We start from the raw sequence: 23,960 nt of genomic DNA, 5'->3' as shown, positions 1-23,960 counted from the left end.
GCGGTGCAAGGCACAAGGCACTCGCTCCGGCATAAATGACCGTGTTTTATCGAGTGACCTGTGCCCGGATCGTTCAATAAAAGTTACAAGTGGTTGTTTTGTCGGGGCTTGGGAGGCCAGCAGGGTTTTGGCTGAAGAGCACTATTTATCTATGTCACATCCCCTGCGACGCCACGTTAGGTTAGGCGCTCTCTGACCTGCAGAAGACCGGATATGCCCCGCCATATGCCCCCGCTGGATGCTCGCGACACCACGCTCAGTGACCTGGAACCCCTGGAGCTGGTCCACAGCCATATGCCCAAATGGTTGTTGGGCGCTGATCCACAGGTCATTGCGGCCATGAATGCATCCATGGCCAGTAGCCGTTTCTATCATGGCCTGGTCGGCAAGAAGTTCGGTGAGCTGCAAAGTGTCGAGGTGTACTGCGGGGCATTGCTGGCAGCCGAGGTCAGGCGTGAGTTCGGGTCGTCACTGAATATTCACCGTGACTATCTGGCGGTGGTGCATGTTCACCTGATCCCCAATATCACGTTGTTCAGTTCCGTTCGCCATTACCTGGTGCATGACGAGCCGAAAACCCTGCTGTGGGCAGCCCTGCAGAATTTTTCGGCCGACGAGGCCCTTGCAAACGGCTTTAATCCGCAAAGCCATATCCGCTACGGTGGCCATCCTCAGCAGATCAGCCCTCTTGAGCCCTGCCACTTTGCCGCGCTATGCCGCAGGCTGGATCTGGGGCTCAAGTATCAACAGTATCTGGAGCACGCTTTGGGCCTTACGGCGTCGGGAACTCCCGGGCCCAGGCATTTGGCGACAGAGTCGAACCTCAGGCTTTTAAAAACCCATGACATGGCGGTCGACGCGCATGTCGCCTACCTCAAGAAACAAATCAGTCAGGCAGCCTATACCACACTGCTTGCCGCCCTGGCTCTGCCCGCCAGTACTGCCCAGGTGCACGGGGTGCAACTGGACGGCAAGCCGATGGTGCCAAGTTCCTTGTCGATACTGGACACGGCAATTGACGGGGTGGTGGTCTTCTCTTCCGACACCTTGTTGTTGCACCCCGGCAACCGCTTGATTGCCTATATCCCCAATGACCCGCGGGCACCCTTGTTCGAGTTCAGTTCATTGCAGGTATTCACCGATGAGTTGAAGCATCGCCTGCTGGATCCGGCGTATGCCAGGTTTTTCTCCCGCTTCACCGCCTTGAATGTACGGCCGCTGTTTATGCAAAAGGTCGCTGGCAGGCCCGAGCATCTGGCCCTTACCGCAACCCCTCTGACCATCAGCGCAGCGCATTACCTGTGCACGGTGCAGCTCAGGAACATGTTTGCCGATGCCCGGCAACTGGCCGTGCCCACCGGCGTGCTGGACGAGCGCGAACGCGAAGAGCGCTGGCAGATGTACAAAACGGCAGGGTTGTTTCTGGTAAACGTCGCGGCCCTTTTTGTGCCGGTGCTGGGCGATCTGATGCTGGCGGTGGCCATTGGGGAGATGCTCAAAGAAGTCTATGAGGGGGTGGAAGACTGGGCCCAGGGCGATGTTGACCATGCTCGCGAGCACTTGCTCAATGTCGCCACGGATCTGGCCGTCAACGCAGGGGTAGTGGTCGGGCTGGGAGCTGTCAAAGCCGCTGCCAGTCGTTTGAGCGCAGCCACCCGGGCGCACTTTGAAGGCCATCAACCCGTCAGTCGTGATGATGGCACCACCCGGTTATGGAATAAAAACCTGCAGCACTACGAGCATAAAGTAATGGGCGAGCATCGCTATACAGCTGATGCCCAAGGTTTACTCAGCCTTCATGGCAGGCAGTATGTAGACGTGGACGGCAAGCACTATCCTGTCGAATTCGACAGCGAGCGCAGGCAATGGCGCATACCTCATCCGCGCAGGGCCGATGTTTTCAAGCCTGCCTTGCTACATAACAACGAAGGGGCCTGGCAGCATGCCCATGAGCGGCCACTGGAGTGGCAAGACAGTGCGACGCTGCTGGGCCGGTTGGGGTCGGCAACAGCAGCACTGGACAGGCAGACACTGGAACGGATTCGGGAACTGACTGACACCGCACCGGGCGTCCTGCGCCGCATGCATCTGGAAAGTCTGGCGCCGCCTTCCTTGCTGAAAGTCAGCCTCAAGCGCTTTGAAATCAACCAGCTTATCGACACCTTTGTCGCACAGATGAGTACCGACCAGTATGCCTCCCGGCGCTGGAGCGAGCTGCAATTACAGCTCTTGCCGGCATTGCCGAAATGGCCAGCGGGCAAGGTGTTGACGGTTGCCGACGATACGGGAAACCGCCTTGCGCACTATGCCAGTGTGATGTGGCCGGCTACGTCCCATATCAACCTGACAAGCTCTGTCGTTGAACAAGGCAAGTTGCTGGATGCTGTTCTTGCGGCCTTGTCCGACTCACAGGTCAGGGCACTGCTGGGCAATGACCTGCCTGCTCCGGGGGCACTGGCCCGCAGACTGGCCCTGGTATTGGGCAGTCATGCGCGGGACAACAAACGTCAGGTCTTCGAGAGGTTGTATGGGCTTTTCAATATCTCGTCTGCGGCAGAAGCTTTGCCCATCGAACGTGACTTTCCGGGGTTGCCCCGTACGGTAGCGCAAGCGTTGGTCGAGTCGGCCAGTAATCCGCAGCTTGAACATTTGCGCAGGGACAGGGTGCCTCTGGAACTGGCCGAGCTGGCGCGCATGCACCTGCGTGAGGCCAGGATAAACCGGGCGATCGAAGGTTTTTATCTTGAGCATCAGGCCAATGACGACACTGAGCGGCTGGCCTTGCATTATCTGGATCAACTGCCCGGCTGGCCTGCTGACAAGGCGCTGGAGATTCGCAAAGATTCGATTTCAGGCGCCATGACTCATTATTGGGGCGGCGTACAGACGACCCCACCGCACGTGCTGGTCAAAACGCTGCGGGGCTACGAGCGTTACCGGCCTCGCGGTCATGTCCATTTGCTTGCGCCTGGCGGTCCTCTGCCATTATCCACTGCCGTGTTTGAATCCCTGACCGATCTTGAGCGCGATGCCATGGGCTTTGCTGCAAACACGGATGCCCCGGCGTTCAATGCGGCCCTGGCAAAGCGGGCGGCCAATGCCCGTCAGGAGTCCGCCCAGGTGTTGCGCATACAGCCGATCAAACCGGGGTTCAAACCGCCGATTACCCTGGCAGATGGTCAGGTGGGCTACCCCCTGTGCGGAATGACATCCGGTGAGCACTCCTGGGAATTGCAGCGCCGTGTGCGCAGGATTTACTCCGACTTTGAAGATGAGCAAGTCATTGAATACCTCGACACCCTGGTCGAGCGGGGGCTTGAACCGCTCAATATCCTGCGTGAGCGCAAGCGCGAGAGAAGGGCCTTGCTAACGAGCCTGCAAGCCTGGATCGATGCCACTCCGGGTGAAGTTGTTCCGACCGATACCCTATATGACTACCCCGAGAACCGATATCAGGCTGCAGGGCTGATTGAGCGTTGCTGGCGTAAAAACCCCGCTCATATTCCCTGGGCTCACAACGAAGAGTTGCACAGCCTGAGCCTGGACGGCTTTCGATTGGGCAACTTTCCGGATCTGCCAGCCATTGCCGACTTCAGCCATGTGCGGGAATTGAAACTCAGCAACATGAATTGCCGGGACACGGCCAATGCATTCCTTGAACATTTCAGCGGGCTGGTTGCCCTTGAAATGGATAACAATCGCATGGTCAACCTGCCCAGGCAGTTGGAGCGCATGCCCAATCTGCAGCGTTTGTCCCTGGCCCGTAACCTGTTGTATCTGAACCCGGGCAACCTGTCGGTATTGAACTCGCTGGGCAAGCTGCAAGTGCTCAACCTCAATGACAACCTGCTGGGTCCGAACCTTAGCCTCAGTAATCTGGGTTTTTTGCGTCGGGTCTATTTGCGTCGTACCTGGATCGACCAATGGCCGCAAGACCTGATATCCCGCCCGTTTCTTGAGTCGGCCGATCTGCGGGAAAACCGTATTATCGACATACCTGAACATGTCTATCAGGCCTCACCCACTGTGACGCGCAATATTTCCCTGGCCGGCAACCCGTTGTCCGCCACCAGCCGCCTGCGTCTGGCCCGCTATGCCATGCAGGGTGGCAGCAGCATGGGCATCAACAGCGAACAGTTGATGAGCGAGGCGGCGGCGTTCGAGTTCTGGACGGCGGGTATTACCGCTCAGGAATTGCGAAGAAGAGAGCTGTTATGGAACAGCTTGCGAGCCGATGCGGCTTCAGACGATTTTTTTACGGTGCTCAGCCGTTTGACATCGACTGCGGACGCCCATGAAGTGCGTCAGGATTTCAGCCGACGTGTCTGGGAAATGATTGAAGCGGCCAACGAGAGCTCCTCCTTGCGCCGTGATGTGCTGGATATTGCGGCTTCGCCGCGTAGCTGTACAGACAGTGTGGCTTTTACGTTCAGCGAGATGGAAGTGCAAATGGAACTGTCCGGGCTTTCAGGCGCGGGCTCGCCTCAGAAGCAGCAACTGCTGACTCTGGGCAAAGGGCTTTTCAGGCTCGACAGGCTCGCCAGAATCGCCCACGAGCACTTTTTGTTACGCCTTGAGGGGGCAGGCCCGGCACCGGACGAGCTTGAGATGCACCTGGCTTACCGTGTGGGCCTGGCGCGAGCCCTTGAGCTGCCGGGGCAACCTGAAAGCATGGCGTTTAAATCACTGGCCGGGGTGACTCAGGCAGATCTGGACATTGCGCGGCTGGAAGTCGAAAAGGCCGAGAAAACGGCCTCGCTGAACATCTTTATCAGCACCCGCCAGTTTTGGCGGGAGTACTTGATACGTACCCACAGGACGCAATATGGCGCGCTGACCGAGCCGTACTTCGAGGCGTTAAGCAACTTGCTTAAAAGATCTCCAGAAATGAACAGTGAGCGCTATCTGCGCGAGGTCAGCGAAGTTCGCCATCAGATGGACGCGGCTGTCGATGTCTGGAGCCTGCAAAAGACCGAGGCGCTGCTGGCGCCCAAGTCCCTTGAGGGGTCGCCCTCTACAGCCCTTTGATCAGGGCCCGCAGCCCGAACCGGTTCGGCAGGCAGGCTTCGGCCACTGCTCTGGATACGGGCAGGGGTTCATCGTTGATCCAGGCGGCGAGTATTTCGCCAGACAGGGGTGCGGTGATGAGCCCGCGAGAGCCGTGGCCGCTGTTGACGTACAAGCCATCAAGCCACGGGCAGGGGACGTCAGGCACCTGTCGGGCATCCTTGCGCAACACGCCATAGGCGCTGGCGAACTGCTCCGGATCCGCGAGCGGGCCTACAATTGGCAAGTAGTCCGGGCTGGTGCAGCGGAACGCTGCCCATCCACGCAGGGTGTCAGGGTTGAGTTGTTCGTCACCGAGCCGATGGGCCAGGTCCGGTGAGATTTCCTCGAGCAGCTCGAGGTTACCTTGATGCCCCTGCGGGGTGGTGGTCAGGTCTTCGTTATCAAAGTCGAAGCTGGCGCCCAGCGTGTGCTCACCGAGGCGGCCAGGAGCCACATAGCCCTCGGCACACACTACGGTTTTCAATACGGCGCTGGCAGGGGTTTCTACCAGTTGAGTGATTTGCCCGCGAATCCGTTTGAGTGGCAGGCCGCTGCTGGCCGGGAAGCGCTTGACCTCGGCAGCGCCAGCCAGAATGACAACCGGAGCGCTGGCCAGTACCTGGTCGTTGTGGCACGCCTGCCATTGCTCATTGACCTTGTGCAGTTGCAAAATGTCATGGTGGGTCAGCACCCGAACCTTGGGGTGCAGGGCCTGGTAGTGGCAAAGCGCTGGAGGGTGAACCCAGCCGCCTTCGGGGTAGAACAGGCCGCCGTGGGCCAGTTCGATCCCGGCCAGGGCTTGTGCCTGGGGTTGGTCAAGCAGATGCACCAGCGCCGGGGGAAAGGCTGCGGCCAGTTGGGCCTGTCGTGCGGCTTCCTTGGCGTTGAAAGCCAATTGCAGGACCCCGCAATCATCCCAGTCGCGCCCGCGCTGCAGGTGTTCCAGCAGACGACGGGTGTAGCCAAAGCCGCTGACGATCATCTGCGACAAAGTCGTACCGTGTGCCGAGAGCTTGAGGTACAGAACGCCTTGCGGGTTGCCCGACGCTTCCTTGGCCAGTCTTTCGTGGCGCTCCAGCAATATCACCGTCCAGCCGCGGCGGGCCAGGCTATTGGCGCTGGCGCAACCCGACAGGCCGCCACCGATGACCAGTGCTGTACGCGGGCCTTTGACCCGGGGCGGGCGGGCAAACCAGGGTTTGACTGTGGGTGCTGTTGAAGCGGTGTCCGGCAAGCCGACAAAGGTGCCGCGCAGGATTTCCCACTTATGGCCTATGCCTGGCGTGCGGCGCATCTTGAATCCGGCGTCATTCAGTGCGCGGCGTACCCAGCCGGTGCTGGTGAATGTGCTGATTGTCGAATCGGGTGCCGCCAGGCGTGCCAATTGCGCGAACAGTTCCGGGGTCCACATGTCGGGGTTTTTCGCCGGGGCAAAACCGTCTAGAAACCATGCATCAACTTTGGCGTCGAGTTGCGGCAACTGTTCAAGTGCATCGCCGATCAATAACGTGAGCGTGACCCGGCCATCGGCCAGGGTCAGGGTCTGAAAGCCCGGATGGATTGCAAAATACACGGCCAGCAATTGTTCGCTGAGGGGCGTCAGCTCCGGCCACAGGGCCAGCGCGCGTTGCAGGTCGTTGCGGGTCAGCGGGTATTTTTCGACGCTGATGAACTGCAGGCGCGCATCGGGGTGGGCATGTTGCTCGAACAGCTGCCACGCGCACAAAAAATTCAGCCCGGTGCCGAAACCGGTTTCGCCAATAACCAGATGGCCGTCAGCGGGCAGGGCGGCGAAACGCTCTGCAAGGGCGTTCTGTTCGATAAAGACATAGCGGGTTTCTTCAAGCCCCGACTTGTCCGAAAAATACACGTCATCAAACACCCGTGAATGGGGGCGACCTTGGTCATCCCAGTCGATCTGGGCATTGGCAGTTTCAGTAGTCATGTGTGGCTCGGCAACGGCAAGGCAGCCATTCTAGCCGATCAGTCAGGCCGGGACTGATCCATGACAGGTTTGCTCGGTTTCTTCCTGCATATTGCAGAGCAATCCGCTAGGCTTGGTTCATCTTGCCAGGGAGCATTCCATGTTCGAATCAGCTGAAATCGGCCATTTCATCGATAAAGAAACCTACGACAGGGAAGCCCCCGCTTTACGTGAAGCGTTGCTTGAAGCCCAGTTTGAGCTCCATCAGCAAAAGCGTGCTTCGGTCATTGTGCTGATCAATGGCATTGAAGGCGCCGGCAAGGGTGAAACGGTCAAACTGCTTAGTGAATGGATGGATCCGCGCCTGATCGAAGTGCGGACTTTTGATAGCCAGACCGATGAAGAGCTGGCTCATCCGCCGGCCTGGCGTTACTGGCGTCAATTGCCCGCCAAGGGGCGGATGGGCGTGTTTTTTGGCAATTGGTACAGCCAGATGCTCCAGGGCCGGGTTCACGGCCTGTTCAAGAATGCCGTGCTTGATCAGGCGATCACGGGCGCCGAACGTCTGGAAAAGATGCTGTGCAATGAGGGCGCAGTGATCTTCAAGTTCTGGTTCCACCTGTCCAAAAAACAAATGAAGGAACGCCTGCAAACCCTCAAGGATGACCCATTGCACAGCTGGCGCATCAGCCCGCTGGACTGGCAGCAGTCCAAAACTTATGACAAGTTCGTACGCTATGGCGAGCGGGCGATCCGCCGCACCAGTCGTGATTACGCACCGTGGAATATCGTCGAAGGTATTGACCCCTATTACCGCAGTCTGACTGTGGGCAAAATCCTTCTTGAAGGGTTGCAGGCGGCGTTGCATACCCCCAAGGTTGCAGCCCGCCCGGCGGGTGTGCCGCCGTTACCGGACAAGCAAGGCGAATTGACCCTGCTCGATTGCCTGGACCTGACCCGGCATCTTGAAAAAGAGGATTACCAGGAGCAATTGATCACTGAGCAGGCGCGTCTATCGGGCCTGATGCGTGACAAACGGATGCGCCGGCATTCATTGATTGCCGTATTTGAAGGCAATGATGCCGCAGGCAAAGGCGGCTCTATCCGGCGGGTGGCGGCAGCGCTGGACCCGCGTCAGTACATCATTGTGCCTATTGCTGCGCCTTCCGAGGATGAGCGAGCACAACCTTATCTTTGGCGTTTTTGGCGACATATACCGGCGCGGGGCAAATTCACCATTTTTGACCGCTCCTGGTATGGCCGGGTGCTGGTTGAACGGGTCGAGGGTTTTTGCACGAAAGCGGACTGGATGCGCGCTTATGGCGAAATCAACGATTTCGAAGAACAACTTACGGCAGCAGGCGCGATTGTCGTCAAATTCTGGCTGGCAATCGACAAGGATACCCAGCTTGAGCGTTTTCAGGAGCGTGAAGAAATCCCGTTCAAACGCTTCAAGATTACCGAGGAAGATTGGCGTAATCGCGAAAAGTGGGATGTGTACCGCAGTGCGGTATGCGACATGGTGGATCGCACCAGCACCGAAATCTCGCCCTGGACCCTGGTTGAAGCCAATGACAAGCGCTGGGCACGGGTAAAGGTGCTACGCACGATCAACGAGGCTCTGGAAGCAGCCTTCGAGAAACGCGACAGGCAGGAAAAAAAGCGCAAGAAGAAGTAACACGGCACTTACCCTGTGGTGCTTCGCTTGTGCGCGGCAACACGGGGTTAGCCTGCGACTATATATCTACCACTGATGCACTCCGGGTTTCTGTTCAGATCAGGTGACTGTCGATCACTTGGGATGAACGCTTTCATGTCCGAAAACAGCCACACCCTTAACGCTGACCAGTACCTTTCATTTGGCAGCCTGTCTATCAATTTGCCCGGTACTCTGCGAGAGCGAAAAGTCTCACGCTACGAAGCAAGCCTGCAGTCATTTATAGGCACTGCTGATCAGGCGATGACTCGCTTGGCCGCTTACCGGGATACTCATGAGCAGGCTCTGACCCAGTGTGCCGAAACTCAACAGGCAACGGACAGGCTGCTCGAGGGGGCCGAGTCTCAGGGCACCGACTTCTGGACCCGGCTGGATGCCGGCGGGCTTAGTCTGTTGCAGCGTTTGTCTACGGGCAGGTCGCGCAGCTTGCTGGCCGAAGCACAGTTGCAAGTGTATGAAGGCCGGTTGAGCGAATCTGCGTATCAACAGATAAAAGAAGTTGTCAGCGAACCCTGGTCTTCACTCCGCGGGCAAAGTGTCAGCTGCGTTTGCGACCTGTCCCTGGGCACCTCGCAACGCTCTTATTTGCTGCAGGGGGCGATGGTGATAACTCGTCAGCCTGCGCTTGATGACCATCAACATCCGGGGCCCGTATTTCTGTTCGTTCCGGGCAATGCGGGCGGTTTGCACGCATTCACTTCCGTGGCTCAGCTCAAGACCCAACTGGCCCGCAGCGTTCGGGCCGATCCGGACGGGTTCTGGCTCGGCCATGTTTCGCTGAAAAACCGCGCTGCTGCTCGGGCAGCGATAATGCTCGAGGGTACTGAAAGCCCCGTTATCCTGCGTGTGCTAGATGGTCATGCCTTCAGTCTGGGGGTTGAGGATCAAATCGCCGGTTATAAAGAAATTGCTTCGCTTATAGCCAGGGGCCAGTTGTTGTACAGCGAATCGACGGTTGCGCAGTCTCTTGAGCGCTTGCGTCTGGAAACCGCACAAAACCTGCTGGCACCGGGCAATGAGGCCCGTGAACAGGGCATTGACCTTGTGGCGGAACAATTGCGTACGGCACAGGCTACGCAGGACTTGCCGGACTGGTTGCTGCGGGCATCGGTCGAAGAGCGGGCCGAATATGCCAAGGGACTTGTGGTTTACGCACGTAATGCCCTTTGGCTGGAGGACGATCTTAACCGTCATCTGCCGTCATTCGAGGTGTTTACCCGCGATAAGCTGGCTGAGCGGCTCAAGGCCGATTTAAAACGAGATATCGATCCGGATGCGGTCAGGGTCGATATGCCCGATCGGGTCATCGTTGAGGTGTTGCAAACGAGCGAGAGGGCCGAGCGTCCGCATCTGGCGGGCGATACGTCGGAAAGCATAGCGATCACCGGCTTTTCAACCTGGGATGACGTCAGTCTTGCGCGTCACACCTTCAGCTTGTCCGAGCTTGCTCGCAAGAATATTGATGTGAATGACGAACAGCAGATGCTGCGTCTCAAGCACAGCTACTTCACTCTGGATGGCGTGGATACCAAGGCGCTGGGTATTGACCTTAAGTATCTGCTCAAAACCATTCCGGATCTGGATGTTGCCATGCTTTACAGCATGAGGATCACCCGTGCTTTTCTGGGTCGCACAGTAGGGGGTAGCCAGCCCGGAGCTCCCGATATTGCCAGGCGACTGGGAGTGTTCAGGCAAGCCATCAACCTTGAGGCCTGGGTCGCACGTCAGCGCAGCCACCTGTCAGAGCGGGGGTACAGGCTGGCGCAGGCAGCGACCGCACCCGGCAATGGTAATCACAAACCTGACGCCGAATTCGACATCGAATACCGTTATACCTGGTTACGCTCACCAGACCGGGGGGACAGTTCCTATACCGAACAAGCCTTGATCGGGGTGTCTGTGGTGCATGACAAAACCTCGGGGCTGGCGCTGATGTATCTGGCGGGCGCTCCGGGTAATCAGAAGTTCTTCGAAGGTTCCGGGTTCCAGCATCTGATTGAACGTCTCTCCAATCATGTGCTGCTCAACAGGGAGCTGCTCACCTACTTCGCAAACAGTACAGAGACCGGTTCGAGCGTTGCGCGGAATATTCAGAACATCAATGCCATTTTGCGTGTCGGAACTTACGGTTTTCTCGTGATTGACCCGGTCAAGGCGTCCCATGTGTCGCTGACTGACATGCAGTACCTGGCACGCATGGGGCGGCTCAAGGAGCAGGTCTATGGTTCCTCCAGATCGGCGCTGGATATCGAGCGCCGTCAGATGGAGCGTATTGCGCAGCGGGATCTGAGCTACATAAAGATTGGCCTGTCGGTTATTCCGGGTATTGGCACAACCATTGGTGTCTATGACGGCTGGAATGACGCATCTGCGGCCATCAGTGCGTTTGCCCGAGGCGATTACAAGGCGGGAGCGTGGCTGGCTTTCTCTGCCGCGCTTAATTTGGGCGAGGCGGTTCTTACGCTCGCACCTCTGGTGGCGCGCCCCAGAGCAGTAAGCGCAGTGCTGGGCAGCCTGGATGAAACGGTGACCAAGGCCGTAGCAACCCTATATGACGCAGGGTGGAGAGCCAGTAAATCGTTGCAGAAAAAACGCCTGAAGGATCTATTGCCGTCTGTCACTTCCCGCAAGCCCTGGCGTACCAAGGCATTCGAGGGCTATGAGGTCAAAGTCCCGCTCTATGACGCCGTGAGGCTCAGGGGGAAAAACGAAAATGTCTATCTCTTGAATAACAAGATGTACATTCAGATCGATGAAAAAGTGTACGAAGTGTATCGTCGCTCAGGTGAGAAAACCCTTCGCCTCAAGGCGCGCCCGCCCAAGAACTATGAACCGCCGATCAGGATGGATGCACGGGGGCGCTGGGAGTATCACGCCGATGTCGGGGGCAAGGGAGGGGCGCCGTTTCCGGAGCTGGAAGAGCTGATTGTTGATTCAACCCCCGTTACATCCACGCGCAAGGTTCCTGATGGATACGCTGTGACGGCCGCGGTTACCCCGGCGCCAATTCCTGCCGTACATCCTCAAGGCGTCGAGTCGATGGACAGGGTGGTTATCGGCCATCGGGATTTGTTTGTTTCCAGCGAACTTGATAGTGCAGGCAATTTTGGAATCTATCGTATTGATCCTGCTGATCCGACCCGACTGCAGGCTCAGGGTGTATTAACGCCCGAAGGGGTATATCGCCTCACCGATCAGCCTCTAGTCTCCGGTAGCGATCTGTTTGAAGAAGTCGCCGAAGATTTTGTCTTTATGGACAACAAGTTCTATCGGGTGCAACTGGATACTGAGCAGTTTTCCTGGAAAGTGGTGCGCACGGGTGATGAGGGTAGCAGCACGCTGTTTATCGAAAGTGATGGGGTATTTGATCCGGTCACACAACGGTTGGTCATCAGCAACTGGCACCTGATGCCAAGGCTCGGAGAACATCCCAGTCTGGAGGCCCTGGTGCGCCAGGCGCTTGACTTGCCTGCAACTGGTCTTGACCACGAAGTCTATGCATTTTTGCGCAACTACACGCGCCAGATCATCCAGTCTGTCGACACACAGGTGATACGGGCACCTGATGTGCTGGAGCTGGAGCGTCTGTGTGAGCAGAGCCTGCGCCGCAAGCAATTCCCGGTGGGCAGGCTGGACGAAGCCTTGACGGCCATGGCCAACAAGCAGCCCCTGCCGATCTGGGCACCGGTCTATGACGAACTGCAGGGTATGCGCTCGGTATTCCCGACGACATCCGGAAGGTATTACAACATTGATGCCGTGCGTCAATTGCGCAGTCATATGTCGATCCGCGATCTGGATGTGGAGGTTGCCGCCCTTATTGACAACTATGCAGCAATGCGTGCCGGATTGATCTCTACGTTTAATATGAGAAACACTCTGGCCAAAAGCGTCATGCAGTTGGTCTTGAAAAAGCGTGGTTACACATTACTTGATGGCGGTCGCTACAAAGTGGGGGCTGCCGGTTTCGGTATGGTGCTACGTGGTCCCAACGGTGATCTGTATCTGATGGAAGTCAGGCATATACGGGCCACCGGCAACACCTGGGGGCATGTATTTTTTGATCGTGGATCCGCGAGCAAACTAGTCATGATGTCTGATGAATGGGTCGATATCGTCGTGCGAAAATCCCTGGAGGAAGTGCCATTCAATCCTGCAGCTGTGGCAGTACAGCAAGCCAGGGCAGATGGCCGCTTGTTCAAACTGGTTGGCACCATCACCCCCGACAAGGAAGTGATGGTGTTCAAGGTTGCAACCCCGGGCCCAGGATTGTAAAAAACCGTCTAGCCGTGCTTGCCCGCGCCCAGCATGTTTTCAGGACGAACCCACTGGTCAAACTCGGCGTCCGTGAGGTAGCCCAGTTCCAGTGCTGCTTCGCGCAGGGTCAAACCTTCGGCGTAGGCCTTTTTGGCAATCTCGGCTGACTTGTCATAGCCGATATGGGGGTTGAGTGCGGTCACCAGCATCAGGCCGCGCTCCAGGTGTTCGGCCATTTTGGCAGCATCGACCTCAAGGCCGGTGACGCAGTGTTTGAAAAAGTTGCTGCAACCGTCTCCCAGCAACTGGATGGATTGCAGCAGGTTGTGAATGATCACCGGTTTATAGACGTTCAGTTGCAAATGCCCCTGGCTTGCAGCAAAGCCGATGGCAACATCGTTGCCCATCACCTGGCACGCCAGCATCGACAAGGCTTCGCACTGGGTCGGATTGACCTTGCCCGGCATGATCGAACTGCCCGGCTCATTGGCGGGCAGTTTGATTTCGGCCAGCCCGGCGCGGGGGCCGGAACCCAGCAGGCGGAAGTCATTGGCCAGTTTCATGAGGGTCACGGCCAGGGTTTTGAGGGCGCCTGACAGGGTGGTCAAGGGCTCGTGGCCGGCCAGCGCGGCAAATTTATTCGGCGCGGTGACAAATGGCAGGCCAGATAACGCAGCCAGTTCAGCAGCAATCGCTTCGGCAAAACCGTGGGGTGCATTCAGCCCGGTGCCCACTGCGGTACCCCCCTGTGCCAGCTCACACACTGCGGGCAAGGCCGAACGTATGGCTTGCTCGGCGTAGTCCAGCTGCGCGATATAGGCTGACAGCTCCTGGCCGAAGGTGATCGGCGTGGCGTCCATCATATGGGTGCGGCCGGTCTTGACCAGTTTCATATGCCGTGCCGACAACTCGGCCAGGCCTCCTGCCAGTTCATTGATCGCGGGCAGCAAATGATTGTGCACAGCCTTGGCAGCGGCGATATGCATGGCGGTGGGGAAGCAGTCGTTGGAGCTTTGCGAGCGGTTGACATGGTCATTGGGGTGGACTGGCGACTTGCCGCCACGGCCTTTGCCCGCCAGTTCATTGGCGCGTCCTGCAATCACTTCGTTGGCGTTCATGTTGCTCTGTGTACCGCTGCCTGTCTGCCACACCACCAGCGGGAACTGGTCGTCGTGTTCACCGTTGAGCACTTCATCGGCGGCCTGTTCGATCAGGCGGGCGATATCGGCAGGCAAATCACCGTTGCGGTCATTGACCCGCGAGGCAGCCTTTTTGATCAAGACCAGGGCATGCAGAACCGCCAGCGGCATTTTTTCGTTGCCGATGGCAAAGTTGATCAGTGACCGCTGTGTCTGCGCCCCCCAATAAGCCTCATCGGCCACGCTTACTTCACCCAGGCTGTCGGTTTCGATACGGCTCATCGGCTCTTTCTCCTTGAAGTCTGACCTGACAGCTTAGGCGTTGATTCACACTAAGGGTTCAATCTTGCGTTTTCGGTGCTTTTGGTCGGCTGATGAGAACGTCTATCAGTGTCGGGGTTGAGTGACACACTTTATTAGGCGCAGAATGGCCGCCCTTGGGGTTAAACCTCGCTTGCTAGAAAAGGAAACTCGATGACCCGTCTTCGCGCCATCTGTACAGCGGTAGCTCTGGTTTGCGCCAGCGGCCAGGTTTTCGCCGATGCAGCTAGCCACGCTGCCAGTGCTGAAACGTTCCTGAAACTGGCACATGCCGATAAGCTGGGTACCCCGGTGTATATGCAAGTGCAGCAAATGTTCGCTCAGCGTTTCGAGCAAACCAAAGCACCAGCCTCCAAGAAAGCCCTGCTGGAAACTTACCAGGCCAAAGCCAACACCGCTCTGGATCAAGCCATTGGCTGGAACAAGCTGAAGCCGGACATGGTCAAGCTCTACACCACCAATTTCACCGAGTCTGAGCTCAAGGACCTGGTAGCGTTCTACCAGTCGCCTCTGGGCAAGAAAGTGCTGGAAAAAATGCCGCAACTGACCCAGCAATCGGCACAAATGACCCAGGCCAAACTGGAAAGTGCAGTGCCGGTTGTCAACAAGCTGCTAGAAGACATGACAGCCGAGCTGGAGCCAAAAGCGGCCCCGGCCAAAAAGAAGTAAGCGGAGCCTGAATGAGCATGCAACAGCGTATTGAAGCGGCGCTAGGCGCTCTGCAACCCGAGCACCTGAGCGTGCTGGATGAAAGCCATATGCACAGTCGTGGGTTGCAGACCCACTTCAAGGCAGTGGTGGTCAGCGAGCAGTTCGCCGGGCTCAACAGCGTCAAGCGTCATCAAAAGGTCTATGCCACCCTGGGTGACCTGATGGGCGAGTTCCATGCGCTGGCTTTGCACACGTACACGCCTGAGGAATGGGCGAAAATCGGCACGGCCCCGGCATCGCCGACCTGTGCTGGCGGTGGGCACTGAGTTGGCGTAATCCGCCTGCTTTTTGTTAGAATCCGCAACGCGCCGCTTCGTCGGCGCGTTTTTTTTTGCGCCCGGTTCACCCTTTACGAGGGTAGCCACCTGGAGATTGATGCGATGACTTCGCCTGTTGTTGTAGCTGCACTGTATAAATTCGTCACCCTTGAGGACTACGTCGAGCTGCGTGAGCCACTGCTCAAGGCCATGGTCGACAACGGTATCAAGGGCACCTTGCTGATCGCCGAAGAAGGCATCAACGGTACGGTATCCGGCAGCCGTGAAGGTATTGACGGGCTGATGGCCTGGCTCAAGACTGATCCGCGCATGGTCGATATCGATCACAAGGAATCCTACTGCGATGACCAGCCGTTCTATCGGACCAAGGTCAAGCTCAAGAAAGAAATCGTCACCCTCGGTGTTGAAGGCGTGGACCCGAACAAGAAGGTCGGGACCTATGTCGACCCCGAGAACTGGAATGCGCTGATCAGCGATCCAGAGGTGTTGTTGATCGACACCCGCAACGATTACGAGGTTTCGATCGGTACGTTTGAAGGCGCTATCGACCCGAAAACGACCAGCTTTCGCGAATTTCCCGACTATATCAAAGCCAATTTCGACCCTGCCAGGCACAAGAAAGTCGCGATGTTCTGCACCGGCGGCATTCGCTGTGAAAAGGCTTCGAGCTATATGCTCAGCCAGGGTTTTGACGAGGTTTATCACCTCAAGGGCGGTATCCTGAAGTACCTCGAAGAGGTACCCCAGGAAGAAACCAAATGGCAGGGCGACTGCTTTGTATTTGATAACCGCGTTACCGTGCGCCATGACCTCAGCGCCGGCGAATACGATCAGTGCCATGCCTGCCGCACCCCGATCAGCCTCGCTGATCGCGAGTCCGAGCACTATCAGCCCGGTATCAGTTGCCCGTATTGCTGGGACAGCTTGAGCGAGAAAACCCGTCGCAGCGCCATTGATCGCCAAAAGCAGATCGAGCTGGCCAAGGAGCGTAATCAGCCGCACCCGATCGGTCACAACTACCGTAAAGCTGCCGAGGCCTGATATGACAGCGCGCCTGCTCTATGTGATGGATCCAATGTGCTCCTGGTGCTGGGGTTTTTCGCCCATCGCCCAGGCGCTGGTTGAGCAGGCGCAGGCCGCAGGCGTTGAGTTGCATCTGGTAGTGGGAGGTTTGCGCACCGGCAGTGGCTCGGCGCTTGAGCCTGCTACGCGGCGCTATATTCTTGAGCACTGGCAGGCGGTCACAGAGGCCACCGGGCAACCTTTCAACTTCGAGGGGGCCTTGCCCGACGGCTTTATCTACGACACCGAACCTGCCTGCCGGGCTATTGTCGCGGTACGCAGCCTTGCCCCCGATTGCGCCTGGAAGCTGGTCAAACTGATACAGCAGGCGTTTTACGTACAAGGCCGTGATGTGACCCAGGCAAGTGTGCTGGTCGAACTGGCTGAAATCGCGGGAGTGCCGCGTATCGAATTTGCTGCCGCTTTTGACTCTGCCGAGGAGCATGCAGCGACAGCCGCGGATTTTACCTGGGTGCAGGATCTGGGGATTGCCGGTTTTCCGACCTTGCTTGCCGAGCGCAACGGCCAGCTGGCGTTGTTGACCAACGGCTATCAGCCGCTTGCGCCCTTGTCTGACTTGCTTGCTCGCTGGCTTGAACGCGCTGCACGTGTTTGATCCCTCTGCTGTACCGCCTGCGGCTGCGGTGACGGATCGCCTGACCTGGGCCGAAATCCGCCGCCTGGCCCTGCGCCATAAAAAAGCCCTGTGGCTTGCCAACGGCGTTGCCGTGCTGGCGACCCTGTGCAGTGTGCCGATCCCCTTGCTGCTGCCTTTGCTGGTGGACGAGGTGCTGTTGGGTAACGGCGACGCTGCGCTGAAGGTCATGAACCACTGGCTGCCGACTGCGTGGCAAAGCGCGGCAGGCTATATCGGCCTGATGCTGGCGATTACCCTGTTGCTGCGCTGCGGTGCTTTGCTGTTTAACGTGCTGCAGGCGCGGCTGTTTTCGCGGCTGGCCAAGGACATTGTGTTTCGCATTCGCCTGCGCCTGATCGAACGCTTGAAGCGAATATCACTGGCCGAGTACGAAAGCCTGGGCAGCGGCACGGTGACGACTCATCTGGTCACCGACCTCGATACGCTCGACAAGTTTGTCGGAGAAACCCTGAGCCGATTTTTGGTGGCGATGCTCACTCTGGTGGGCACTTCGGCGATTTTGTTGTGGATGCACTGGCAGCTGGCGCTGCTGATTTTGCTGTTCAACCCGCTGGTGATTTACGCCACGGTGCAGTTGGGCAAGCGGGTCAAGCACCTGAAAAAGCTTGAAAACGACAGCACGGCGCGCTTTACCCAGGCCCTTACCGAGACGCTGGATTCCATCCAGGAAGTGCGTGCAGGTAACCGTCAGGGCTTTTTCCTGGGCCGTCTGGGGTTACGGGCGCGAGAAGTGCGGGACTTTGCCGTGGCTTCACAGTGGAAGAGCGATGCCTCCAATCGCGCCAGCGGTTTGTTGTTCCAGTTCGGGATCGATATTTTTCGAGCCGCCGCGATGTTGACGGTATTGTTTTCGGATCTGTCGATCGGTCAGATGCTCGCAGTGTTCAGTTATCTGTGGTTCATGATCGGGCCGGTTGAGCAGTTGCTCAATTTGCAATATGCCTTCTATGCCGCTGATGGAGCCGTTACGCGGATCAATCAGTTATTGGCGCGCAACGACGAGCCACAATACCCCGGCGGTGCCAATCCATTTGTGGGGCGACAGACGGTCGGCATCGAAGTGCGTGACCTTAGCTTCAGCTATGGCGACGAAAAGGTACTCGATCACCTTAACCTGACCATTGCTCCTGGTGAGAAGGTGGCCATTGTCGGCACTAGCGGTGGTGGTAAAAGCACCCTTGTGCAACTGTTGCTGGGCTTATACACGCCGCAGTCGGGGAGTATCCGCTTTGCTGATGCCAGCCAGCCCGAAATCGGCCTGCAGACCATTCGCGAGCATGTGGCGGTGGTGCTGCAACACCCGGCATTGTTCAACGATACCGTGCGTGCCAATCTGACCATGGGCCGTGAACGAACCGATGAAGCGTGCTGGCACGCCCTGCAAATCGCTCAGCTCGATGGCACCATTGATGCGCTGCCCCAGGGCCTGGACAGCATCGTGGGGCGTTCGGGGGTGCGTTTGTCCGGCGGTCAGCGTCAGCGCCTGGCGATTGCGCGCATGGTATTGGCCGAACCCAAGGTGGTGATCCTCGACGAGGCCACCAGTGCCCTGGATGCTGCCACCGAATACAACCTGCATCACGCTTTGGGAAAATTTTTGAGCGGGCGCACAACTTTAATCATCGCTCACCGTTTATCTGCGGTAAAACAGGCTGACCGGGTGCTGGTGTTTGATGGTGGGTGCATTGCCGAAGAGGGCGATCACCAGCAGTTGATTGCAGAGGGTGGGCTCTATGCCAGGCTCTACGGGCATCTGCAGCAGACGTGATGTCGCAGGGTTGTGGGGGCGAGCCTGCACGCGAAAGCCCATGAACATCGCAGTTATCCGGCCAATACACGGTATTGCTCACGATCTTCTCGAGCAGGTTCTTTTGCACAGGCGCATTGCTTGCTTCAATGAACATAATGATGCGGCTGCACGCTTATTGAAGATTTAGATCGGCTCAGACTACTCAATTTTTGAAAAATTGGCCTAGGCTGACTTGTAGTGAGATTTTCTCTCTGGTTTTCATTTGACTCCATGAAGCAAAGGGAACTCATGAAATCTAAACGCCCCCTTGGTACACCACGCTTATTGGGCATTGTTTGGCCTTTTATTGCTGTCGTGCTGTTCCAGGCGTTATTGGGGTGCGTGAGTCTGTATATGCTTTCTGCCGTGAGGAGTTATGTCGGTGGCGAAAGTTTATGGTCCAAGGGGCAGAAGGACGCCATCTACTTTCTCTATCTGTATTCCGATACCCATGACCCGGTTTATTACGAAAAATACACACAGGCCATAAGTGTTCCCCAGGGCGACCATAAGTTACGCCTGGCGATGGATGAGTCCCCACCCAATGAAGTCGCTGCCCGCGAAGGCATTCTGCAGGGCGGCAACAGCGCGCAAGATGCCTCGAGCATTATCTGGTTTTACCGCTACTTTCGCCATGTAAGCTATATGGAAACCGCCATCGAGAAGTGGGCCATAGGTGATGCTTACCTGCTCAAGCTCGACAATCTGGCCCAGGAGATGCACAAGGCCATCCTCGCCGGCAATGCCGATGCTGCGGAGTCCCAGCGCTGGGAAGACGAGATTTTCGCCATCAACGAGGGTATTGCGCCTTCTGCCAAGGCTTTCAGTGATGCGCTGGGTGAAGGCTCGCGCTTTATCTGGCGGTTGCTGGTGGTCATAAACCTGGTCACGGCGGTGGCGCTGATCCTGCTGGTACTCAAGCGCACCCATAAAGTGCTCAAGCAGAGCCGTGCTTTTGCCGAGGCGCTGCAGCTGGAAAAAGAGCGGGCGCAAATCACCCTGCAGTCGATTGGCGACGGTGTTATCACCACCGACGTCAATGGCGCGATTGCCTATATGAACCCTGCGGCCGAGAACTTGACCCAGTGGAAGTCCGAGCAGGCGCAAGGCATTTCCCTGGCTGCGCTGTTCAAGTTGCTTGATGACAACGATCAGGACGAAGGCCCCAGGCTGGTCGAGCGTATTCTCACTGGCGAGCTGGGTAACAGTCGCGAGCACTCCCGGCAGATTCAACGCATGGATGGCAGTACCGTTGCGGTAACCCTTGTGGGTGCGCCAATCCTTCACGATGGCGATGTCAGTGGCGCAGTGCTGGTGCTGCATGACATGACCCAGGAGCGCCAGTACATTGCCAACCTGTCCTGGCAGGCGACCCATGATGCACTGACCGGGCTGGCCAACCGACGTGAGTTCGAATACCGCCTGGAGTTGGTACTGAAGAACCTGGGGCGCCAGCAGGGCCGGCATGCCCTGATGTTTCTTGATCTGGACCAGTTCAAGCTGGTCAATGACACCTGCGGTCACGCGGCGGGTGATGAGCTGTTGCGGCATATTTGTACGTTGCTGCGTACCGGCCTGCGTGAAGGCGATACCCTGGCCCGGCTGGGTGGGGATGAGTTTGGCATCCTGCTGGAAAACTGCCCGGTGGACATGGCGGAAAAAATCGCCGGCGGTTTGCGTCAGGCGGTGCAAAGCCTGCATTTTGCCTGGAAAGGGCGCCCGTTCATGAGCACCATCAGCATCGGCCTTGTGCATATCCATAAAGCGCCAGTCACCCTTGAGTCTCTGATGCGGGCTGCGGACATGGCCTGTTATATGGCCAAGGAAAAGGGCCGCAACCGGGTGCAGGTTTATCATGTGGATGACACGGAGTTGTCATTGCGCTTTGGTGAAATGGCCTGGGTACAGCGCTTGCATGTCGCACTGGAAGAAAACCGCTTCAGTCTGTATGCCCAGGAAATAACCCCCCTGGGACCTGTGCAGGACGGGGGCGGGCATATCGAGATTCTGTTGCGCCTGCAAGATGAAAACGGTCGCATTGTATTCCCCGACAGTTTTATTCCTGCGGCGGAACGTTATGGCTTGATGAGTTCGATAGACCGCTGGGTGGTCGAAAATGTGTTCAGGATCATTGCGGAATGTTCAGCCCAGGCGGGTGGGCGGCCAATGGCCATGTGTGCGATCAACCTGTCTGGGTCAACCATTGGCGATGATGACTTTCTTGCGTTTTTGCATGAACAATTTGACTGTTACGGCGTGTCGCCAAAACTCATCTGTTTTGAAATTACTGAAACCAGTGCAATTGCCAACCTGGGTAATGCCATCCGTTTTATCAATGATCTTAAAACCCTGGGTTGTCACTTTTCGCTGGATGACTTTTGTGCCGGGATGTCCTCATTTGCCTATTTGAAACATCTTCCTGTCGACTTTTTGAAGATCGACGGCAGTTTCGTCAAGGACATGTTGGACGACCCGATCAATCGTGCCATGGTTGAAGTCATTAATCATATTGGCCATGTCATGGGCAAACGCACGATTGCCGAGTTTGTTGAAAGCACGCAGATTGAAGAGGCCTTGATTGAAATCGGCGTTGATTATGCGCAGGGCTATATTGTCCAGCGGCCACAGTTATTCACGTTCGATAGTTTGTTGCAGCGTCCTCAGCGTGCCCGGGCGTTGACATTGAAGTCCCCGGGCACGTTGCGTTGATCTGTTCTACATTTCTAAAGTCTATTATCAAAAAGGATTTGGATTGTGAGTGAAGTCTTCAACCGAACGGGGCCTCTTATGGAGGAAGCCAGTTACCCCCAGTGGGCCCGGCAGTTGATTCGGGACTGTAGCGAAAGCAAACGTCGGGCAGTCAAACACGAAATTTACAAGCGCATGCGTGACAACACCTTGAGCCCCAGAGCAATGCGCATGTTTCTCGTGGGCGGCTGGCCGGTGGTCGAGCAGTTTTCGTTGTATATGGGCCATAACCTGGGCAAGACCCGCTACGGGCGTCACCCCGGCGAAGACATGGCCCGCCGCTGGCTGATTCGCAATATCCGGGTCGAGCTTAACCATGCCGACTATTGGGTGAACTGGGCGCTGGCGCATGGGGTCAGCCTTGAAGACCTCAATGCCCAGGACCTGCCTGCCGAGTTTCAGGCGCTGAACGACTGGTGCTGGCATAGCTGTTCCAAGGATTCGCTGGCCGTGGCGATGGCTGCCACCAACTACGCCATCGAGGGTGCCGTGGGTGAGTGGGCGGCGATTGTCTGCTCAGCCGATATCTATGAAGAGTCGTTTGCGGTCGATCAACGCAAGCGCGCGATGAAGTGGCTGAAGATGCACGCCCAGTACGATGACGAGCATCCCTGGGAGGCGCTGGAAATTGTCTGTACCCTTGTGGGAATGAATCCGAGCCAGGAGCAGATCACTGAACTGCGCAAAGCCATCTGCAAGAGCTACGATTATATGTATCTGTTTCTGCAAAGTTGCCTGTTGTTCGACAAGGCCGCTGTGGCGCGTGAGCATCGGGAACTGGTCGAGAGCTGAACACCGGCTTTTCAGTGCATAAAAAAACCGCGGACTGCATGGGATGCAGCCCGCGGTTTTTGTTTGTTGCCCTGTTACTGTGCGTTGAAAGCCTGGCCGTTGATCCCGGTACTGTCCGGGCCCATCAGGTACAGGTAAACCGGCATGATTTCGTGTGGCTCTGGATTGTTCTCCGGGTTTTCACCCGGATAGGCCAGGGCGCGCATGCTGGTGCGGGTCGCGCCGGGGTTGATGCTATTGGCACGTACCGGGGCCACGCCGTCGACTTCGTCGGCCAGGGTTTGCATCAAGCCTTCGGTGGCGAACTTGGAGACGCCATAGGCACCCCAGTAAGCACGGCCTTTGCGCCCGACACTGCTGGAAGTGAAGATCACCGAGGCGTCCTGCGACAGCTTGAGCAGGGGTAGCAGGGTGCTGGTGAGCATAAACATGGCATTGACGTTGATATGCATCACGCGCATGAAATTTTCCCCCGACAGCTGCTCCAGCGGCGTGCGCGGACCAATGATCGAAGCGTTGTGCAGCAGCCCGTCAAGGCGGCCGAACTCGGTCTCGATCATGGCGGCCAGCTCATCGTATTGATGGGGTTGGGCGGTTTCGAGGTTGAACGGGATAACCACTGGCTGCGGATGGCCCGCAGCTTCGATTTCGTCGTAGACCTGGCTTAGGTTGGCTTCGGTCTTGCCCAGCAGCAATACGGTTGCGCCGTGTGCGGCATAGGTCCTGGCTGCAGCAGCGCCGATGCCGCGACCGGCGCCGGTAACCAGGATCACCCGATCCTGGAGCAGGTTGGGGCGGGCTGAATAATCAAACATAAAAAACCTCAACAAAATCGGTCATCGTTAGCAGCTGCACATCGCGTTATCCAGCACTTTGCGCAGTTCGGCCGGATGATCGACCACCACGTCCGCACCCCAGTGATCAGGGTTGTCGTCAGGGTGGATATAACCAAAGCGCACGGCTGCAGTTTTGGTCCCGGCATCGCGCCCGGACTCGATATCGCGCAGGTCATCGCCTACAAACAGTACGCTGGCCGGGTCAAGGTCGAGCATTTTGCAGGCCAGAATCAGCGGCTCGGGGTCCGGCTTGCTGTTTTTGACGTGGTCGGGGCAAATCAGCAGCGCCGAGCGCTCGGCCAGGCCCAGGCGTTCCATGATTGGCTGGGCGAAGCGCACCGGTTTGTTGGTGACGACGCCCCACACCAGATGGGCCTTTTCGATATCGGCGAGCAACTCTTCCATGCCATCAAACAGCTTGGTATGGACTGCGCAATTGCGCTGATAGCGCTCCAGGAACTCCTGACGCAGCTCTTCAAAGCCAGGTGCGTCAGGGTCCATGTTGAAAGTCGCTGCCACCATGGCGCGTGCACCGCCGGAAATCTCGTCGCGGATAAGTTTGTCTGCGACGGGAGGCAGGTCGCGATCGGCGCGCATGGCCTGGCAGATGGCGATAAAGTCCGGCGCGGTGTCGAGCAGGGTGCCGTCCATGTCAAAAAGAACTGCTCTTAAACGCATG

Annotated in this window: 14 protein-coding genes; 10 read left to right on the top strand and 4 right to left on the bottom strand. The window is 57.3% G+C overall.

Features of this window, described 5'->3' with window-relative positions; genetic code table 11:
* Positions 1–213 precede the first annotated feature (213 nt).
* Entirely contained in the window at positions 214–5,028 is a 4,815-nt protein-coding gene (locus tag FHL07_RS20510; protein WP_138738858.1) for an NEL-type E3 ubiquitin ligase domain-containing protein, read from the top strand.
* Here FHL07_RS20510 and mnmC read toward each other — a convergent pair.
* Positions 5,015–6,994 carry a bifunctional tRNA (5-methylaminomethyl-2-thiouridine)(34)-methyltransferase MnmD/FAD-dependent 5-carboxymethylaminomethyl-2-thiouridine(34) oxidoreductase MnmC gene (mnmC, locus tag FHL07_RS20505; RefSeq protein WP_130871746.1) on the bottom strand — a complete coding sequence of 660 codons (1,980 nt, stop codon included), beginning with the start codon at positions 6,992–6,994 and terminating at the stop codon, positions 5,015–5,017. The two genes, FHL07_RS20510 and mnmC, sit on opposite strands and share 14 nt — an antisense overlap.
* A gap of 139 nt (positions 6,995–7,133) precedes the next feature.
* Here mnmC and pap point away from each other — a divergent pair, with 139 nt between their 5' ends.
* Positions 7,134–8,651 carry a polyphosphate:AMP phosphotransferase gene (gene pap / locus FHL07_RS20500; RefSeq protein ID WP_095002821.1) on the top strand — a complete coding sequence of 506 codons (1,518 nt, stop codon included), beginning with the start codon at positions 7,134–7,136 and terminating at the stop codon, positions 8,649–8,651.
* A gap of 135 nt (positions 8,652–8,786) precedes the next feature.
* Positions 8,787–12,965, top strand: a complete 4,179-nt coding sequence (locus tag FHL07_RS20495) for a dermonecrotic toxin domain-containing protein (RefSeq protein ID WP_138738857.1) — start codon at positions 8,787–8,789, stop codon at positions 12,963–12,965.
* Positions 12,966–12,973: 8 nt separating this feature from the next.
* On the opposite strand, the gene FHL07_RS20490 is transcribed toward FHL07_RS20495, so the two are convergent.
* Positions 12,974–14,368, bottom strand: a complete 1,395-nt coding sequence (locus FHL07_RS20490) for a class II fumarate hydratase (RefSeq protein WP_095002819.1) — start codon at positions 14,366–14,368, stop codon at positions 12,974–12,976.
* A 192-nt stretch (positions 14,369–14,560) separates the two neighbouring features.
* Between FHL07_RS20490 and FHL07_RS20485 the strand changes: the two genes are divergently transcribed.
* The 7 genes from FHL07_RS20485 to FHL07_RS20455 all read left to right on the top strand — a co-directional run bounded on the left by FHL07_RS20485 (position 14,561) and on the right by FHL07_RS20455 (position 22,445).
* Positions 14,561–15,076, top strand: a complete 516-nt coding sequence (locus tag FHL07_RS20485) for a DUF2059 domain-containing protein (protein WP_095002818.1) — start codon at positions 14,561–14,563, stop codon at positions 15,074–15,076.
* Between the two features lie 11 nt (positions 15,077–15,087).
* Entirely contained in the window at positions 15,088–15,384 is a 297-nt protein-coding gene (locus FHL07_RS20480; RefSeq protein WP_095002817.1) for a BolA family protein, read from the top strand.
* 114 nt (positions 15,385–15,498) lie between these two features.
* Positions 15,499–16,437 (top strand): oxygen-dependent tRNA uridine(34) hydroxylase TrhO, encoded by a 939-nt coding sequence (trhO, locus tag FHL07_RS20475; protein WP_095019032.1) that lies wholly within the window; start codon positions 15,499–15,501, stop codon positions 16,435–16,437.
* A gap of 1 nt (position 16,438) precedes the next feature.
* Positions 16,439–17,074, top strand: a complete 636-nt coding sequence (locus FHL07_RS20470) for a DsbA family protein (RefSeq protein WP_095024116.1) — start codon at positions 16,439–16,441, stop codon at positions 17,072–17,074.
* A 28-nt stretch (positions 17,075–17,102) separates the two neighbouring features.
* Positions 17,103–18,884, top strand: a complete 1,782-nt coding sequence (locus tag FHL07_RS20465) for an ABC transporter ATP-binding protein (protein WP_178084401.1) — start codon at positions 17,103–17,105, stop codon at positions 18,882–18,884.
* A gap of 270 nt (positions 18,885–19,154) precedes the next feature.
* Positions 19,155–21,614 carry an EAL domain-containing protein gene (locus FHL07_RS20460; RefSeq protein ID WP_095020242.1) on the top strand — a complete coding sequence of 820 codons (2,460 nt, stop codon included), beginning with the start codon at positions 19,155–19,157 and terminating at the stop codon, positions 21,612–21,614.
* A gap of 45 nt (positions 21,615–21,659) precedes the next feature.
* On the top strand, positions 21,660–22,445 hold the full coding sequence (locus tag FHL07_RS20455) for a TenA family transcriptional regulator (protein WP_095019029.1): 786 nt from the start codon (positions 21,660–21,662) through the stop codon (positions 22,443–22,445).
* A 74-nt stretch (positions 22,446–22,519) separates the two neighbouring features.
* Here FHL07_RS20455 and FHL07_RS20450 read toward each other — a convergent pair whose 3' ends face one another.
* Positions 22,520–23,260, bottom strand: coding sequence for a YciK family oxidoreductase (locus FHL07_RS20450; protein ID WP_095002811.1), 741 nt, complete (start codon positions 23,258–23,260; stop codon positions 22,520–22,522).
* A gap of 27 nt (positions 23,261–23,287) precedes the next feature.
* A complete protein-coding gene (gene mupP / locus FHL07_RS20445; protein WP_138738855.1) occupies positions 23,288–23,959 on the bottom strand; it encodes an N-acetylmuramic acid 6-phosphate phosphatase MupP in 672 nt (223 codons plus the stop codon).
* Position 23,960: the final 1 nt, after the last annotated feature.

It is taken from the genome of Pseudomonas sp. FSL W7-0098 (genome assembly GCF_005930585.1).
GTDB classification, from domain to species: Bacteria; Pseudomonadota; Gammaproteobacteria; order Pseudomonadales; family Pseudomonadaceae; genus Aquipseudomonas; species Aquipseudomonas bubulae.
Note: the sequence above shows the minus strand (reverse complement) of the source record. Positions and strands in the feature narration are given on the sequence as shown.

What these genes read in the sequence shown, in the direction of transcription:
- FHL07_RS20510 (WP_138738858.1), top strand. Translation starts at nt 214, where the DNA reads ATGCCCCGCCATATGCCCCCGCTGGATGCTCGCGACACCACGCTCAGT.
- mnmC (WP_130871746.1), bottom strand. Translation starts at nt 6,994, where the DNA reads ATGACTACTGAAACTGCCAATGCCCAGATCGACTGGGATGACCAAGGT.
- pap (WP_095002821.1), top strand. Translation starts at nt 7,134, where the DNA reads ATGTTCGAATCAGCTGAAATCGGCCATTTCATCGATAAAGAAACCTAC.
- FHL07_RS20495 (WP_138738857.1), top strand. Translation starts at nt 8,787, where the DNA reads ATGTCCGAAAACAGCCACACCCTTAACGCTGACCAGTACCTTTCATTT.
- FHL07_RS20490 (WP_095002819.1), bottom strand. Translation starts at nt 14,368, where the DNA reads ATGAGCCGTATCGAAACCGACAGCCTGGGTGAAGTAAGCGTGGCCGAT.
- FHL07_RS20485 (WP_095002818.1), top strand. Translation starts at nt 14,561, where the DNA reads ATGACCCGTCTTCGCGCCATCTGTACAGCGGTAGCTCTGGTTTGCGCC.
- FHL07_RS20480 (WP_095002817.1), top strand. Translation starts at nt 15,088, where the DNA reads ATGAGCATGCAACAGCGTATTGAAGCGGCGCTAGGCGCTCTGCAACCC.
- trhO (WP_095019032.1), top strand. Translation starts at nt 15,499, where the DNA reads ATGACTTCGCCTGTTGTTGTAGCTGCACTGTATAAATTCGTCACCCTT.
- FHL07_RS20470 (WP_095024116.1), top strand. Translation starts at nt 16,439, where the DNA reads ATGACAGCGCGCCTGCTCTATGTGATGGATCCAATGTGCTCCTGGTGC.
- FHL07_RS20460 (WP_095020242.1), top strand. Translation starts at nt 19,155, where the DNA reads ATGAAATCTAAACGCCCCCTTGGTACACCACGCTTATTGGGCATTGTT.
- FHL07_RS20450 (WP_095002811.1), bottom strand. Translation starts at nt 23,260, where the DNA reads ATGTTTGATTATTCAGCCCGCCCCAACCTGCTCCAGGATCGGGTGATC.
- mupP (WP_138738855.1), bottom strand. Translation starts at nt 23,959, where the DNA reads ATGCGTTTAAGAGCAGTTCTTTTTGACATGGACGGCACCCTGCTCGAC.